General features: G+C 35.6%; 13 protein-coding genes and 1 pseudogene. 6 read left to right on the top strand and 8 right to left on the bottom strand.

The window, feature by feature from the left end; all coding sequences use genetic code 11:
* The first annotated feature begins 171 nt into the window (after positions 1–171).
* Genes LEP1GSC060_RS14915 through LEP1GSC060_RS14925 form a run of 3 tightly spaced genes read left to right on the top strand, consistent with a single transcriptional unit; the run spans position 172 to position 3,427 of the window.
* On the top strand, positions 172–1,827 hold the full coding sequence (locus tag LEP1GSC060_RS14915) for a hypothetical protein (protein WP_003005794.1): 1,656 nt from the start codon (positions 172–174) through the stop codon (positions 1,825–1,827).
* Between the two features lie 17 nt (positions 1,828–1,844).
* Positions 1,845–2,819, top strand: coding sequence for a DnaB-like helicase C-terminal domain-containing protein (locus tag LEP1GSC060_RS14920; RefSeq protein ID WP_003006790.1), 975 nt, complete (start codon positions 1,845–1,847; stop codon positions 2,817–2,819).
* A gap of 26 nt (positions 2,820–2,845) precedes the next feature.
* Positions 2,846–3,427: a hypothetical protein gene (locus LEP1GSC060_RS14925; RefSeq protein WP_003006710.1), complete on the top strand. Its 582-nt coding sequence runs from the start codon at positions 2,846–2,848 to the stop codon at positions 3,425–3,427.
* Between the two features lie 24 nt (positions 3,428–3,451).
* Here LEP1GSC060_RS14925 and LEP1GSC060_RS14930 read toward each other — a convergent pair whose 3' ends face one another.
* The 4 genes from LEP1GSC060_RS14930 to LEP1GSC060_RS14945 form a co-directional block, all read right to left on the bottom strand.
* Positions 3,452–3,913 carry a hypothetical protein gene (locus tag LEP1GSC060_RS14930; protein WP_003006797.1) on the bottom strand — a complete coding sequence of 154 codons (462 nt, stop codon included), beginning with the start codon at positions 3,911–3,913 and terminating at the stop codon, positions 3,452–3,454.
* A 12-nt stretch (positions 3,914–3,925) separates the two neighbouring features.
* The gene (locus tag LEP1GSC060_RS14935) at positions 3,926–4,465 is read right to left on the bottom strand and encodes an HD domain-containing protein (RefSeq protein WP_003006123.1); all 540 of its coding nucleotides are present in this window, start codon (positions 4,463–4,465) and stop codon (positions 3,926–3,928) included.
* Between the two features lie 61 nt (positions 4,466–4,526).
* Positions 4,527–5,399, bottom strand: a complete 873-nt coding sequence (locus tag LEP1GSC060_RS14940) for a tyrosine-type recombinase/integrase (protein ID WP_003006222.1) — start codon at positions 5,397–5,399, stop codon at positions 4,527–4,529.
* A 1,191-nt stretch (positions 5,400–6,590) separates the two neighbouring features.
* Positions 6,591–7,730: a hypothetical protein gene (locus tag LEP1GSC060_RS14945; protein WP_003005859.1), complete on the bottom strand. Its 1,140-nt coding sequence runs from the start codon at positions 7,728–7,730 to the stop codon at positions 6,591–6,593.
* A 393-nt stretch (positions 7,731–8,123) separates the two neighbouring features.
* On the opposite strand from LEP1GSC060_RS14945, the pseudogene LEP1GSC060_RS21040 reads away from it, so the two are divergent.
* From LEP1GSC060_RS21040 to LEP1GSC060_RS14960, 3 genes and pseudogenes are all read left to right on the top strand, one after another.
* A pseudogene (locus tag LEP1GSC060_RS21040) lies at positions 8,124–8,240 on the top strand (IS5/IS1182 family transposase); the annotation flags it as partial.
* Between the two features lie 102 nt (positions 8,241–8,342).
* Positions 8,343–8,957 (top strand): IS5 family transposase, encoded by a 615-nt coding sequence (locus tag LEP1GSC060_RS20115; RefSeq protein ID WP_003006476.1) that lies wholly within the window; start codon positions 8,343–8,345, stop codon positions 8,955–8,957.
* Positions 8,958–9,311: 354 nt separating this feature from the next.
* Positions 9,312–10,562 (top strand): DNA-binding protein, encoded by a 1,251-nt coding sequence (locus LEP1GSC060_RS14960; RefSeq protein WP_036096581.1) that lies wholly within the window; start codon positions 9,312–9,314, stop codon positions 10,560–10,562.
* Between the two features lie 718 nt (positions 10,563–11,280).
* Here the strand turns inward: LEP1GSC060_RS14960 and LEP1GSC060_RS14970 are convergent.
* The 4 genes from LEP1GSC060_RS14970 to LEP1GSC060_RS14985 form a co-directional block, all read right to left on the bottom strand.
* Positions 11,281–12,090, bottom strand: coding sequence for a hypothetical protein (locus LEP1GSC060_RS14970; protein ID WP_003006321.1), 810 nt, complete (start codon positions 12,088–12,090; stop codon positions 11,281–11,283).
* Entirely contained in the window at positions 12,087–12,731 is a 645-nt protein-coding gene (locus LEP1GSC060_RS14975) for a tetratricopeptide repeat protein (protein WP_003006608.1), read from the bottom strand. The genes LEP1GSC060_RS14970 and LEP1GSC060_RS14975 overlap by 4 nt, the downstream gene beginning before the upstream one ends.
* Before the next feature lie 86 nt (positions 12,732–12,817).
* Positions 12,818–14,257 carry a Kelch repeat-containing protein gene (locus LEP1GSC060_RS14980; protein ID WP_338041975.1) on the bottom strand — a complete coding sequence of 480 codons (1,440 nt, stop codon included), beginning with the start codon at positions 14,255–14,257 and terminating at the stop codon, positions 12,818–12,820.
* A gap of 101 nt (positions 14,258–14,358) precedes the next feature.
* Positions 14,359–15,249: an LA_3334 family protein gene (locus LEP1GSC060_RS14985; protein ID WP_003006295.1), complete on the bottom strand. Its 891-nt coding sequence runs from the start codon at positions 15,247–15,249 to the stop codon at positions 14,359–14,361.
* Positions 15,250–15,414: the final 165 nt, after the last annotated feature.

Here is a 15,414-nt window from a genome sequence, read left to right on the forward strand (position 1 = left end):
TAAATTAGTATTATGTAAACTGAATGCAAATTTGTCAACATATTCAAAAAGAATTAAATTGTTTCTTGTTTTAAAAATTATTTTGTCAACAAAATAAAATGTTTAAATCGCTTGTATTTCTAAGAAAAAACCGTTGATGCATTCATTTCTGTAAAAATAATGGAATTCATATTGGCAACAGAAGAGAAAAAAATAAATAAATGTCTACAAAATAATATTGAAGATCCGTCGCTTAGGCAAGTTCGTAATGACCTAATCTTCGAACTAGTAAAATCATTAGGATACGATATTCGTCTAGATAGGCAAAGAACACTTACAACTGATGACGACCCCAAGTCAAATTCAAGAGTGGCGAGAATTTCTAAAGAATTAACATATAAAAGCTTTTACCCAAAGGGTCAATGGCAATTGAATCTTTCCATTGTAAAACATTTTAGTTCGTTGCTCATTAATCCCGAATTTCAGCTTGATAATGAATCTATCCTCAAAAATAAAATTGGAAACATCGCTCTATTTCAACATCCTCACAGTCATGTTATTTGCATCGATGTGGATACGCATGATTCTATTGGAATTGAAAATTCACAAATTGGGCATAGCTCTGTTGTAGAGTGTCTCTATAATCTAACCGGAGTTTACCCACTATTTTCAGAATACTCGATGTTAAATCGGGGATTTCATTTGTTCTACTATATTAATAAATCATTCAATGTTGAATCCTTTGGAAGATTAGTAAAAGAACGCTTGCGAAGAGAATTTTCCTTCATTTCCAGTATAGATGTTCGTGATTGTTTCACTCAATGCGTTCGATTACCATTGGGTGGCGATTACGTAGGATATAACGTAGAATTAAATAAAGAATCTCGTAATCTAGATGAAGTTTACGGTTGGGTAAAAGAAAAATTGGATTCAAAGGATTGTATTGTTAATTTTGAGGAAATAGTACAGGACATTAGAATGGTCACTCCTGAGCTTTTGCCTGTAGAATTTCAGCCATTGGAAATTGGAGCTTCTATATGGGAACGTATTGGAGTAACTGGAACGAAGACTCCGATTGGATATGATGATATCAAAATAACAGCAGGCAATCGAGTCGCCGGTGATGGATTGCTTTGGAAATTAGCATTTAGATGTGTGAGGAATTCAGAAACCTATGATATGTTTAAAAGATTAGTATTCTTATGTAATGTTGATAGTAAAGATCTGACTGAATTATCAGGAGCGTCTATCCAAAAGCAGGATAAGATTCTAAAAAGTCTATATGAATACGCGATTAAAAAATATCAGGAGTCTGGAGCAAGTTATAGAGATAGTTTGGGTTTCTTTAGCAATTTGGAACTTCTGACTGAATTAGATGAGTTTAATATTGAAGAAGCTGTCGGAAGAAATACCAATAAGAATATCTCGAAACAGAATCTAAATTTGATGACTCAAGAATTTGTTGGCAAACATAATTATGAATGTAAATATCCAAGGACAATTTCGGCTAAAGCACATCTAAAAAAAGAAACAAAAGAAAGATTAAAATATGGAGTTCAGTTTCCATTGAATTACGTTGAAAAGGCTAAAGAATTTCACTTGTTGAAAGGAGCACCAAATACTCTGAGGTCAGTAATTTATAATAAATTAGGCTTATTCTCTCAATGCGGGGGCTATTTTAAGAATGAAAATGGATCATCTTGTAAACAGTTTAAGTTGAATTATGTAAATGAATACAATAGTGGGAATAAATACATGGATCCTACTATTTCAATAACCCATGAGGGTGAGCTTGCGGCTCCCCTCATGGAAAATATATATTATGTGAGCGATACTAATAATGAATAATAGATAGGAGAAGAATATTGGCAAATGAAGGAAGTGTAGTGTTGGAAGAAAATGAAGACTATAGTCAGGTTGTGAGAGAATTTATAAATCAATTAAATTTGAGAAATAATGGTAAACCTAAACGCTCTTTAGGTTTTGATTCTTTGGATCGATTTATAGATAGTCCTGCTGGTGAGGGTGAAATCACAATATTAGCAGGCGAATCTGGTTCTGGTAAATCTTTGTTTTCATTAGCGATGGAAATAGGTTTGTTACGCAAGAATACTTGTGTTGCGAAATTATCCTTAGAAATGACTAAAATAAGAAATCATGAGAGATTGTTTTCTATGTTGCTCGGTAAAGATAAATCCTATTTTGATAGCGTGACAAGTAGTGAAAAATCCAATTTGGATTTTCTACCTGAGCTCATGAAACAAAATGAATTATTAAAACGATATTATTTTAATGATAATCCAAATGTTTCTTTAGAACAATTGCCGGAATTGATCCGCTTAATCCAAAACCATTTTAAGTCTTTAAATCTTCTACCTGATGATGGCTACTTTGTATTGATAATTGATTTGTTATCTTTAATTTCAGATTGGGGAGTATCACAAATCGAGATCCAAAATTCGATCGATAGATTGCACCGGATAATTAAATCCTTACCGGTTCATTTGATCGGAATAGTTCAGACAAATGAAAATGATCAAAGATCTGGTAGTGGCAATAAGAATGGTCTTTTTCAGTTAGCATTAAAGAATCTCAAGGGGTCTGCGGCTTATAAAGAAAGAGCACGAGACGTGCTTATTTTAAATAGGCCGAAGTTGATGAAAGCGAGAGAGGAAGGTAAACTCACGACTGATTATTTTAATGATGACATAATGAGAATTCATATAGCAAAATCTAACGATGGACAAGATGGTTATGCTGATTTTGTTTTCACCAGTGCAAATGGTCTCTCTATTATTCCGATAGCAGAATACAAGTCAATGTATGATATAGCTTCGTGAAAATTTACAAGGATAGGAATAATAGAATGGATATTTTAAAAAAATTAGATTGGGTCACTATGGTACATTCGCTGGATGAACTAAAGGGCGATAATGGGTATATCTGCAAAAATTACACTTGGAATAATAGAGATAGAATTTACCAAATTCTAAAGAAAATATCAGAAACGAAAAATGATATGGTCATCATAGACGGTATAAGCTTAGATTTAAATTTTGTAAATAAAGGCCATGAGCGAAACTCAATTGAGCTTTTGGAATCTTTAGATACCTTTTATCTTGTTAATCCCTTAAGGCTCGAATTTTATAGACCGGAAGATCTAAGTCTGTCTATTTTTATCCTGATTTTGAATAATATATCTCCAGTTGGAGATATTAAATATAGGGAAAAATACAGGGAAACACTATCTGAAATTCGGCCCGGAAATTATCAAAATAGGGAGATCTTCGATGACTCTACAGATATCTCTGAAGCGGATTTTACTAGAATGGTAAATGGATCTCCAGTTCGTTTAGTGCGAAGATACTTAGGAGGCAAAATTGGTTTTATAGGGGATAGGCATGGTTTATATAAATCTAGGGCGATCTTCGATATCTTCGAAAGCTGATTTTATAGTAAAGACAATGGATAGCTATTGAATTTCTTCCTTTAGTCGATCATTAAAAGCCATTAGCAATTTATGTGTGCTATTTAAGAACTCCTCATATGGTGCTTGCCTGTGAAAACAAAATCCTTGGAATTCTTCCTTAAAAGGAATTCCAAGTTGTGTAGCTTCGGCTATACCACCCAGAAAGAAGCGATTCTTTTCGTAGATATCAAAAGTATCTTCCTGATCCTTCAAGAGAAACCAATTTTCATTGGAAGTGTATTTAGGGTTCCGATCAAAGATTTTTGGGATTAGGTGCGTATTTTTAATTCGTAACTCAGCGAAGAAGAATGTATCTTCGAATTCTTCCGTAACGCCGTGCCAGAGCTTCCAACTTGCGTTTGAATCGGAATACTCGATTTTTTCTTTGCATTTTTCTAGTATTCCGTTTTCATAAGGATCAATAAACAATCTTCCGGTAATTTGCGATTCGATATTTTTCTTCATAAGTGTTCCCCCTTAATTTTTTACAAGAGCGTCCTGCTGAATTCGAATGTTTCCTTGGGTGGCGATTTTTTCAAATATGGAATCTAAGATTAGGAATGTATCCCAAAATGTTAGCTTGTTTTTTTCGCAAAGAAGATACGATATTCTTTCTTCTAATTCACTGTCTCTGGCTCCTCTCCACAACCTGTCTGAAAGTATGGCAAGGGATTCTTCAAGATTAGGGGAATAATTATGCCACTCTCCATGAATCTCGCAAATCGTAGATATGGAAGAATCGATTCCCCAGGATGATAAGAATTCTTTTCCAAACTTTTCATGAAGATTGCCCGGCTCATATAGTTCGTCAGGAAAGTAAATCTTCCCGATGTCATGGACAACACAAAGAATTTGACCTAAATATTTGTTGATACTCATGTTCATTGATAACGGTAGTTCTAAAAGGATACTATTAAAATTCTCAAGGACTCTGATATGATGATTGATAAGCCGTTCGGGTGCGGATAAGAACTTTTGAAAATTTAAAGCGTCTTTAAATGTATTGAATCTAATCATCAGTCAAAATCTCCTTAATCTGGAATCTGTTGTGACCGTCGATCTCCGGCCTATACCCTTATTAATTGATAAATACTTTTTTTAAAGCCTTTGGATTTAGTTGTGTGTGCAAGTAAAATTTAGCCGTCGTGCTAATATCCTCATGGGACAAGCGTAAGGCGATAGCTGGAATTTTTTCTCCTGCCAAAAGAAGACTACTCGCATGTGAGTGGCGAAGCGAATGCACTGAACAATGTTTATCTAATATACTTCTAGAATATTTGTTAATTTCTTGCCATAAATATTGTCTTGAGTAGTACCCATTGATTGATCTCAGGTTCTTAAATAGGTAATCCTTGGGTTTGATAAATTCACTGTGGAAGGTTTTTAAGATTTCTTGATAAAGTCTAACCGGGAATGCGTTTTGAATTGTTACTTCTTTACCACGTTTCCTAATGATCGTAATAGCAAGAGAGTCATTTGAAATAGAACAATCCTTAATTCGTATTCGCGTTAGTTCTGATACTCGAAATCCAGAGTTATATAATGCTTTGATCATTAGAGAAAGCTTCTTAGGTGTATTTTTGCAGAGTGTAGATATCTCTTTTCTTGATAAGACCGCCGATTCGTTTAATGAATATTTCGTAGAGTCGATTTTCATTTCTTTGAAAACCGTATCCAAAACACTTAAGAAAGCGAGATTATTGGCCTTACCGGGAAGCGATTGTTTTATCCCTTTTTTTAATGCAGATTTTGCTACCCGAATTGTAGCGGACCGGACTCCTTTGGTCTTTAAATACGAGAGATACGATTGGATACGGTCCGGAGTTATTAACTCACTTTGATTCCAAATATTGAATTGATTAATATGGAGTTTGTAAGAGTTCCGAGTATTTACGTTTGATTCTTTCGGATTCCGTAAAGTTGTAAGGGAATTTTCTCGGATAAGATTCATTATTATCTAGATTAGTTTTCTTCAGTTTTTGAAATGGAGCTTCAATTACGTAGTGTAACGGAATTCGTTCTCCTATATAGAGAAGAATGTCCTTACGTCTTAGTTTATTGCAGGAAGTTGAAATAATTTTCGAGAGAGACGTATAGCTGGTTTTAAAGAGTATAGGACTTTAATTATTTCTGCCTATGGATAAAACCTGATCACTTTTTCAGGTGCGCTAGGTTGAGAAAATTCCGATTATTTATTCTACGACCGATGTATAAGTTTAGAGCTATGGCAAGGCGGGAGATTCGGATACTCTATTTGAAATAATGCAATCTTCGATTAAATTTTACCCTTCTGATTATATAGAACCTGTTCGCAATCCTCTTGAAGACATCGTAGCTTGGGGGCAAAGGTTTTACAGAATTGCATAATGATTTGCCTGAATCTTTTCAGGTATGGTTCTTGGACAAGATTTTAGAACTCTTGATGAATTCAATCAAATAAATAAGCATAATGAACGTAAAAGCCCTACCTGGTTAAATTTCGAAAAATTAGCAAATCAAGTTGGTTTGTCTTTAGAGAAATGTTTTTTAAAAGCCTGACTATCGGTCTACACAATGTAGTAAACGCACCTGGTGTTCTCGCGTTATAAAAGTTGATTCTTTTTATAAGGAAAATTTAAAGTTTTTAAGAACTCAAATTGAATTTCTAAAACCTAAAGTTATCATTGTTTTAGGAACTATCCCTGCGCAAATCATTTCAGGCAAAAAATTGTTTGATGATGAAGCTGAAATTCAATTTCTAAGGGACGTGTTTGGGATCGTTGAAAAGAGATAAATGCGTTTGTTTACATATCTCCACTTATGTAAACAAGCATAGATTTAAATTATTAATCGTTACTTTTTCGGCAGATTTATTGACCGGATTCAGGTTTCTTTGACTGGCTCCCTTACGACTTCGCTCAGATCTTGAGTAGGGTCTCATCTACTTGGTTTATTTTCAAGTGAGTTTAATCTTTTGCTTTAATACTTTTATTTAAAAAATAACTCTAGAGTTTTAGGAAGATGCATCCTTTTAAGAACTTGCACTCAGAAAAAGAGGAGTCAAAGAGGAAGTAAATCGCACCTTAAAGTCGAAAAATCTTAAAAGTGCGGTTCCGATGGATACAAAGAATTTGATTCGGGATTATTTACGAAAAAAGAAATTTTAATTCCATGGAGCCGGGTAGTAGCAATTTTGATCTTTTGTGTCTACCTCGACTAGGTTTTCCTTATTTTCATCTAGAATCCAAGTTTTCAAAATTACGTTCTCATACTTTTTACTTTTGTCGGGTAATTCTGTTTCTGTACCCATTTTTAAATCAACCCAAGTAACTGTATTAAAAAAACGAGGACCCGAACAGAACAAATCTTCATTTGGTTCCTGTGAAACAACTAAGAGTTTGTTTTTATCAGTTTCATACTTAGAGACATCCATGACATTAAGGATTTTGAATTCAGACTGGCGTCCTACAAATCTTAAAGTCTTAGACAATTGAACAAATTCTTTATTATTGCATTTTCCTTTCGAAATATAATAACGATGCGACCATTCCTCTCCCTTTAAGAAAACGGCAGAAGCATAATGACCCTCACAAACACTGATGGAACCCCTATAGATCATGTCCACAAAAGGAGCTTTGTTTAATTCTTCTTTAGTATATGATCGCGTCGTAAATTCATCATCCAAAACAAAACCGTAATCAGATCCAATTTTCACTATATTGAACATTTTACCATCTTTCGGATTTTGAAATCCTTCTGAAAGAAGGCGCGCGCTTTCTCCGTACGATAAAGATTTTAGTATTTTAGAATCAATCGAAGGCGATTCATATACTCCAACTCCGTTTAAATTACTTACATAGAGATCGTTAACAAGAGATTTAGTATCTATGAGATTATAATCCTTAACATACACCCATCCTATTTGATCGTTTCTTTTAATTTTTGACCAAACTCCTTGATTATGTTCAGGAGGAATCGTTTCTAATATGTTGACTAAAGTGCCGATTGAAACATTGAATTTATTATACGTCGCTCCGAACTTGGGTTCTGAATAGAGTGTAATTTCTGAATTCATAAATACAACACCGATTCGAAAATTCGGATCGAGAATGGTAGTTTCTTTTTTACAGGAACAAACAAGAGCAATCAGAAAAACTACGCCATATTTCAGATTTGTAAAAGAATTCAATATTATAAATTTAAACATTATTTTTTTACTCTCGTAACCAGAGATATTAGGTTCAATACAATAATCCACCACCGAGTGCTTCTTTCGGGACGAGTTTGTTTGATTTTGAATCATAGAGTCAAGCCCTTCCAATAACGTTCGTAAATTCAGTATCTTCGTTTGAGTCTTTAAAAGACTTCCCTTTTTGTAGATTCACGAAATCTATTGGGATTTGAACTTCCTCTTTGGTAAAACAGGACATTTCCATATCTGTTCCGATAAGAGTAGTGATAAAATTTCCAACAAGATATTTGGGATGCAATTCTTGATTTAATACGAACAAAGTTATAAAAACTGCGTATATATTTGTTCGTCCGATTAGAAAACGTCCTAAAAATTTCGCAAAGTTTTTTTTATTTCAATTTTACTATCGATTTTAATAGGAGGAATCGTAATTTAGTTAAACTTAAATAAGAGCTTGTCCGCCAACCTACTTGTACATAACCGCCTGATTTTAAAATGTGACCTATGAAAACGGAATTAGGTGGTCTTAATATACCTGAAACAATTTGGAAAAGATTAGAGCCATTACTACCCAAAAACAAGAAAGATCCGAGTAAAGGAGGTCGTCCTCGCTTTAGGGATTAGTTACATTTTAGTACAAAAGGAATCAGACTCTAACAAAGTATGATTTTTCTACTCTGTAAATTGACTATCCACTGATTCCTAAGCCTATCCACTCATTATATGTTTGGTTCTAAATCAACTTTGCATAGAAGATTTCAAGAATGGGTAGATGCCGGAGTTTTTGACAAGATTGAAAAAGAAGCGTTAAAACTTTACGAACGATCCATCAAGATTAGAACCAAAAGAATGGCCGAAGACGGGAGCTTCGCAAAGGCTCCAAAAGGGGGCTTTCACGGGACGCCATCCAACGGATCGCGGCAAAAGAGGCATTTAAAGGCATATTCTCGTCGATCGGCGTGGAGCACAATTGTAGCTTTTGTATTGGCTTGCGCAGAGACTCATGACTCTAAGTTAATTTTTCCTACTTTAAAAAAGTTTAAAGTATTTCGAAACAAACAATTGCTTAAACCCGAAATCCTTTCCTTATATAAGGCTTACGCTAGTAAAACAATTAAAAGCAATTTAAAAAAGAAGAATATTCAATACAGGATTCCAAACAAAACGAATGCAAAAAATCCTGTATTCATTCCTAAATTAAAACCATTCCGATGGATCGTTGAAAGGACTTTCGCATGGTTCAATGCTTTTCGAGCTGTTAAAACACGCTGGGAATTTAAAATCGAAAATTATTCCGCTTTCTTTTACTTGCGTACGCCATCATTCTATTTAGAATGATTTATAAGTAGGTTTTGGGACAAGATCTAAGTAAAATTATTAATAGATTTTATTTGGCAACTTAAATTATAAAACTTAAAGAAAACAGAAATATTTCGAGACATGCTAGGTGTAGTTATCCCACTTAAAACCGTACATCTCAGTTAGCTCCTAAGCAATAGGGGGTAATGCTATGAATAGTCTCGTATTAATGACATCGTTCACGTAATCACCTCTGTTTAGCGAAGGAGAAGATGGTCGTCGATATAAAAGGAAAATAGATAATAAAGAGGCATTTAAACTGCAAATTCGATTTTACTTAAAGTGGATCAAGCTAACGTTATGTATTCAATAGCCGAAAGAACAATAAAAGTTATGACAAGATCAGCATTTCCCGGACATAGAGGTAAATGGAGTATGAGCGAATTAAAAAATCTTCGGAAATTCTATGGCGCCGGTGATGTAATAAGACGAATTGCCGAGAAACTATCAAGGTCTACATTTTCAATTCAACATAAGATTGATGAGCTTGAATTAGGTAATCGACGCGTCTTGTGGACTAAGCATGAAGAATCAAGACTACTGAAATATTTCTATAAGAAGTTAACTAATCAAGAAATTTCTACTATTCTAAATCGTACACCAAGCGCAGTTGGAGGAAGACTGTTGTTTTTAGGAAAAAAAAGAAAAGATGTCAATGCTTGGACCTTGCATCAAAGAGAAAATTTCTGGAAACCTAATGAATTAAAATTACTTAAAAAATTAGTTAGAGAAGGAAAGTCAGGTAAAGAGCTTAGTCAAATCTTTGGAAGACCGATCGGAGGAATTTTTAATAAAATGAGAGAGCTATCTCTCAAAATTAAACCGAAATCCAAAATTGAAAATAATCTCTATAGAAGATTTTATAATGTAAATGATACTTATTTTAGTTTAATAGATTCACAAAAGAAGGCTTATTATTTGGGGTGGTTGATAACCGATGGTTGGGTTAATGGAATTATTCGAAATAAGGATAAAGTATATAAATCAAATAAAATAGGATTGAAAATTAAGATTGAGGACGTAGACGTTTTAGAAGACTTCAAGAGAGAATTAGAGACGGATAGCCCAATTAAATATTTTAAAAAAAGCCCACCCCAACTCTTGAAAAATAAAATTACTGGTAAGACTTCTATAATAAAAGCCGGAAGGCAGGTCGGTCTAGAAGTGTATTCTTATCAAATGCAACTTGATCTGTCAAATTATGGTGTTGTTCCAAAGAAAACCTACACGGTTAGTTTCCCAAAAAAACTGCCTGAAAAATATTATCCTGGTTTTATTGCAGGTGTAATTAGTGGTGATGGTTGTGTATATCTTCATAAAAAACATAAGAGAGGTAGCTTATTGCAATGTAATATAGCTGGGAATCTTGGTTTGCTGAAAGTGATAAGAAAAATATTGATAAAAAATATTGGATTCAATACTGATAAAAAAATTCTTAAATGTAATAGTAGCGTGAATCTTTATCTTTTAAATCTTAGTCAAACCGAAACCGTAAAGCTGTACTATTGGTTAAAAAAGAATAATATATCCTTAATGGATAGAAAAAATAAGATCATTGAAGCCTATTTAAATGGTTTGGAGTAAACCCGAGGCAGAAATTATTACAAGTCATTTACACAAGATTGCTGATAACGCCGAATTTAATTCTTGGTAACATATATGCTGCTTTTCGCTGTTTTGTTTTGAGCTTATCGTATTAGATATCTTTTCCCCATCGATCTTTTTCGGTTCGATTCTATATTCAAAGCGACAAGACGATATTAATATAACGAGAAAAATAGACGAATATGAATAAACTTTCGTTTTAGCCTTTATGCACAATTCCGTTTGTTCAAATTGAAATTTATAAGCCAAGACGACCTCACTTTGTTGTAGATGCTCGAAAAACATTGTTTCTGGAAGAACGATAATACATGTAGCAGCTATCCGAATTCTTAACGCGATCTGTGCAGCTATCTCTACAATTATCTCGATTGGAATTCTCTAAATAAGCATAAGGGTAATCTTTATTGCATTTATTTAGGCAAGAATCTAAGGCCAATGCACATGTTTTAAGATCTACAATGTATTGACCTTGTAATGAGTTAGTTGGAGAATTCTCGTGCGTAATTCTTTCTAGTTTAGTTTCCGATTTATAGGCGCAACCAAAGATTAACAAACTGTAAATCATGTTTGAGAAATAAAAGATCAATAATCGCAAATTTTATGCCCGTAGTTTATATGAATCCCTTTTCGTCTGACAGCCATTTTGTATATTCGGAAGTTATTATTCTATGCGGATAACTCATAATTCTTCAGATTTTTATTTTTTATCGAAATCCAGAAATTGACCAAATATCCAACCGTAAGTTGTGTTAATATCTCCGTAGCAGCCAACTGAAGTTGATACATAGTACCAATGGTTATTCCACTTTTCGATTTGATATGTTTCCACTGTTTTGGCTATGGCCTCCACTTTATAACCTTTCGGTAGTCTAACTTGTTGTTTAATTCCAGATCTGCCCTTGTCTGATAGAATATCTTCCATACATTCTTCCGAAGATAATTGGTTAAATGGAATGATTTCCCCTTTTGTATTTGGCGCTTTTCTAAAATAAGAATCAAAATTGACAGTAACTTTCTCTAATCCGGTCGTTATCATTTTTATTTGATCTAATTCGAAATGTATACCTTTGGGATTTCTGGATTGTTGATTATAAGCTTCATAGTTACTTGAATCAATATCTTCAATGGAACAGCGTATAAATTGTTTGGGGAGATAATTGTGTTCTTTAAAGCCGTAGGAACATTTATGGATTTGTCCTTTTAGGCGTTCATCCTCTGCATTTTCTAAATTAATTGTGATAAACTTATCATCAACTGTATAAGTTCCTACACCATGTATAACTGGTTCCGATTCTTCGTGGAAATCGACTTTTCCGCCGTTAAAAAATTCAATGAAAACACCGTTGGAACTTTCCCATCTTCCGGCTTTCATTAAAACTTTTCGAATCTCGTCTTGTTTTTTAGGCCAGCTATTGTTTTGAGCGAATGTAAGATGAGATAACAGCAAGTAAATGAATAATAGAGTTGTTACTGCATATTTTGGAATATTGAAAAATTTAGAATTCATTTTTTTCTCCAAAGTAAGAATGTAAAAATAAAATTCAAAACAGAGAAGAAAGCTAAAACTACAATCGATATTTGATAAAATGTTTCCTTCGAAGAAAATGGCTCGTTCCCTTCACGAAAGGATTTCGTTTGTAATAGAATAGTATTTAACTCTTCCTTAATATCCTCAATCGAACGAAAAAGTTCGGAATCCAAAAGAACGACCGTTTGGGAGCCGGCGGATTTACGATTTTGGGAAGAATTAGATTGAATATTTTTTCTAGAAGAAATATTGCCTAGGAGTTCGATTTCCTTTTTAAGCTCCTGATCAAAAGGCCATTTTTGACGGGCCTTTTGAAGAAGAGATATAGCTTTATCCAAGTTCCCCTTGTTCGCTTCTTCTCGTCCGAGGCCGACCCAAGCGGATGAAAGAAGATATTCCGCGTTCGGATCGGAAGGGTTGTTTGTGAGTAAGGACAGGGCCAACTTTTCGGCCTCTGAATATTTTTTTTCTTCTAAAAGTTTTTTGCCGTCCTCATGACTTCCAAAATAGCCGGAGTCTTGCGGAAAAGCTTGGGAAGAGAAAGTAAAAAGAAAAACGGGGATTAAAATCAATCCCAAAGAAAACCGAAGAATGTTGCCTATGGAACGAAACACTTTCATTTTTTTAATAGAACCAACCTCATAAACTACTTGGATTTTCAAAAAAGCCTAACCCCCTAACTAACTAAAACCTCGCTACTTGAAACCTACCTGTCGATTCGGATTACTTTGTGAGCGTAACGAGCGCGTGGCATCTTTTGAGAATCCAGAGACCAGGTGCTTGCGATCGGATTTTGAAGACCGATCGAATAAACGGAATCTGTGGGAATGTTGAGTGCGGAAGCTCCTCCAAAAACAAAAAGTTTCCGTGTTTCGTAGGAAGCTTCCACTCCGGGAAAATAAACGGAAACGGGTAAGATCGGACCAATCGCAAAGGCAAGTGTGCCGTTTTGAAAAAAGTCGGTTCGGTTGGTGGTTGTGATTGACGTGATCGGTTGTAACGTACTCACTCCGGTTGAACCTCCAAGGACCGCAATCCATTCGGGATCGGTAGGGTAGGGATCAGAGTTCAAAGGTTTTACACAAGCCGCACCGGCCCCGTGCCTTGCGATTGTAATCGAAGGTTCCCCCGCGCTCGAAGTGGAATTGATCGAAGGAGAGTAAGCATCGGATGTGGCTTGAGAGGTTCCGTCGTTTGTAAATCTCCCGCCTGTAAAAAAGATATTTCCATTGAGACCACAACCGGACATGTCCACCCTAGAATAAATTGCAGTGAGAGACGTATAACTTTGCCAAAAACCGGTCGGACCGACTCCGGGAACAAAACGGGAGACCGTGTTTAGGATCGTCCCGGTCGTCATGTCGGCTGTAGTGGTTCCCGCTATGATAAAAATTTCTTCTCCCACGGATGCGATGACGCCGCCTTGATTGGCAACGGGCATATCGGACAGGGTAGTCCACTGATTTGTATACGGGTCATACACCTCGGTTTTTTTAGAAGCTACGTAATTGATCCCTTGTTTTTCGAGACCGCCGATGACATAGATTTTGTTTTTGTGAGAAACAATATTAGCAAAAGCGCGAGGAGTAGGAATCGAAGTTGCCGCCGGATACCAGGTAGACGTTACAGGATCAAAAAAATCAATTTCCCGAACGGGGGATGAGTCCGCACCGATCCCACCTACAACCCAAAGACCCCGAGTTCGATTTGGAAAATCACTCGTCCAAGTTTTGAAAGTTAAAGGAACCCCTTGTAGTTTGTCTGTGCTATTGGAACAAAAAACATACGCGAGATAATCGGTGTTTGGATCCAAATTAGGGAGAGTCATCGAGTGCAGTTTAGAATTTTCTAAACTAGTCACAACCGATTCGATCGCACCTTTGCCGTACAAAACAGAACCCGGAAGGGACGTAGAACATTCCCAGAAAATCGTAGCGGAGCGAGGACCGATTTGAGTCACAAAAGCAAGGTTAACTTTTTCGTTTTGTGCGTTGTGGATGTGCGAAAGCGGGGAATTTAAACAGTTTGCAAGTTGTAAGATTAGAGTGAAAAGAAAAACGAAACGGGTGATTTTAAAACCATTCCCGATTTTTAATAAGAACGCCGGTATAACGAAAGAAAAGATTTTCGAATTTAAAAAAATCATCTGCAAAGGTTCGTATATAAGAGCTAAAGTCTCCGAACGATTTAGGAACGTGTTAAACATGGAAAGTATCCGGATCGTCTTTCTTTTTTTGAAAAATAAAATCATAACAAAATCCCCCAGGAGATACGAAGCCCGGACCTACAAAGTGAGTCCCCGGTTTCAAAAGTGCATTGTGACCGGATACCGAGCCGCAAACGAGATCCGTTGTTAAACTCAAAAGCCCAACCGAATTCCCCTAAAAGTTCGGGATCGGTTCCGTTATAAGAACGAGAATCGTTTTTCCATTGAACCGACGTCACACCTCCACCTAACAGGAAGTAGGGGGCGGAAGAACCGAATTGTTTTCCGAAATACATAGATTGATTCCAAAGAGAAATGGAACCTAACGCGCCGGGTGCGACGGAATACTCGGAAAGAAATCCGAAAAACCAGAGAGGATGATTGATAAATCCTTTTTCGATAAAAAACCCTACGCCGGCGGTGCCGGGGTTGTTTTTGTGCCAAGATCCGTGATTTGCCTGAAAGAGTAAACTTCCACCGACATAGAGTAGGTTTTCACCCGAACGTCCGGAGAGATATTTGTCAGGTAACTCGGGACTTTCACTTTCGGACTCTAAAGAACTTGCGTTTAGATTTTGAATTTTAGTTTTTTCGATTTCCACAAACCCTAGTTCGGTTCGAAAGACGAGCCGATCTTTTTTCTTTTCCACGATAATGCCTCGGATGGAACTACCGTCCGTTAAACGGAATTCGGAATAATTGTAAGAAGACTCAGGGCCTTTTTTTTGATAATCGATCCTTTGAATCTCAGACTTTGGGATTCTATATTGCCTTCCTTTCCAACGAACATTGACCACATCCGCGCTTTCGTTGATTTCTTCGATCAAATACGCTTCTCCCGATTTTAAAAGAAGTTCGGAGGCGAATAGGGCGGGGGAAAGGTGCAAAATACATGAAAGAATTGGAATATAATATTTCGTTTTGAATTTCATTGTATAAACACCTTTCGGAAGTTTAGATCCAGAAGTCTAAACTATGTTTTTCTTGTAAATAGAATATTAAATTAAGTTTAGATGTATAACATTCTAAAACATTATCGATTATAATCGATGATGTTTTAAGGAAAATGAGCAAAATGGAATTAAATCACTTTATAA

Origin of the sequence: Leptospira weilii serovar Ranarum str. ICFT (genome assembly GCF_000332415.1) — a bacterium.
Taxonomy (GTDB): domain Bacteria; phylum Spirochaetota; class Leptospiria; order Leptospirales; family Leptospiraceae; genus Leptospira; species Leptospira weilii_A.

Coding starts and splice junctions, on each gene's coding strand:
- LEP1GSC060_RS14945 (WP_003005859.1), bottom strand. CDS start 7,730: ATGATTCAAAATCAAACAAACTCGTCCCGAAAGAAGCACTCGGTGGTG.
- LEP1GSC060_RS20115 (WP_003006476.1), top strand. CDS start 8,343: ATGTTTGGTTCTAAATCAACTTTGCATAGAAGATTTCAAGAATGGGTA.
- LEP1GSC060_RS14975 (WP_003006608.1), bottom strand. CDS start 12,731: ATGAAAGTGTTTCGTTCCATAGGCAACATTCTTCGGTTTTCTTTGGGA.
- LEP1GSC060_RS14935 (WP_003006123.1), bottom strand. CDS start 4,465: ATGATTAGATTCAATACATTTAAAGACGCTTTAAATTTTCAAAAGTTC.
- LEP1GSC060_RS14960 (WP_036096581.1), top strand. CDS start 9,312: ATGACAAGATCAGCATTTCCCGGACATAGAGGTAAATGGAGTATGAGC.
- LEP1GSC060_RS14980 (WP_338041975.1), bottom strand. CDS start 14,257: ATGATTTTTTTAAATTCGAAAATCTTTTCTTTCGTTATACCGGCGTTC.
- LEP1GSC060_RS14930 (WP_003006797.1), bottom strand. CDS start 3,913: ATGAAGAAAAATATCGAATCGCAAATTACCGGAAGATTGTTTATTGAT.
- LEP1GSC060_RS14940 (WP_003006222.1), bottom strand. CDS start 5,399: ATGAATCTTATCCGAGAAAATTCCCTTACAACTTTACGGAATCCGAAA.
- LEP1GSC060_RS14970 (WP_003006321.1), bottom strand. CDS start 12,090: ATGAATTCTAAATTTTTCAATATTCCAAAATATGCAGTAACAACTCTA.
- LEP1GSC060_RS14925 (WP_003006710.1), top strand. CDS start 2,846: ATGGATATTTTAAAAAAATTAGATTGGGTCACTATGGTACATTCGCTG.
- LEP1GSC060_RS14985 (WP_003006295.1), bottom strand. CDS start 15,249: ATGAAATTCAAAACGAAATATTATATTCCAATTCTTTCATGTATTTTG.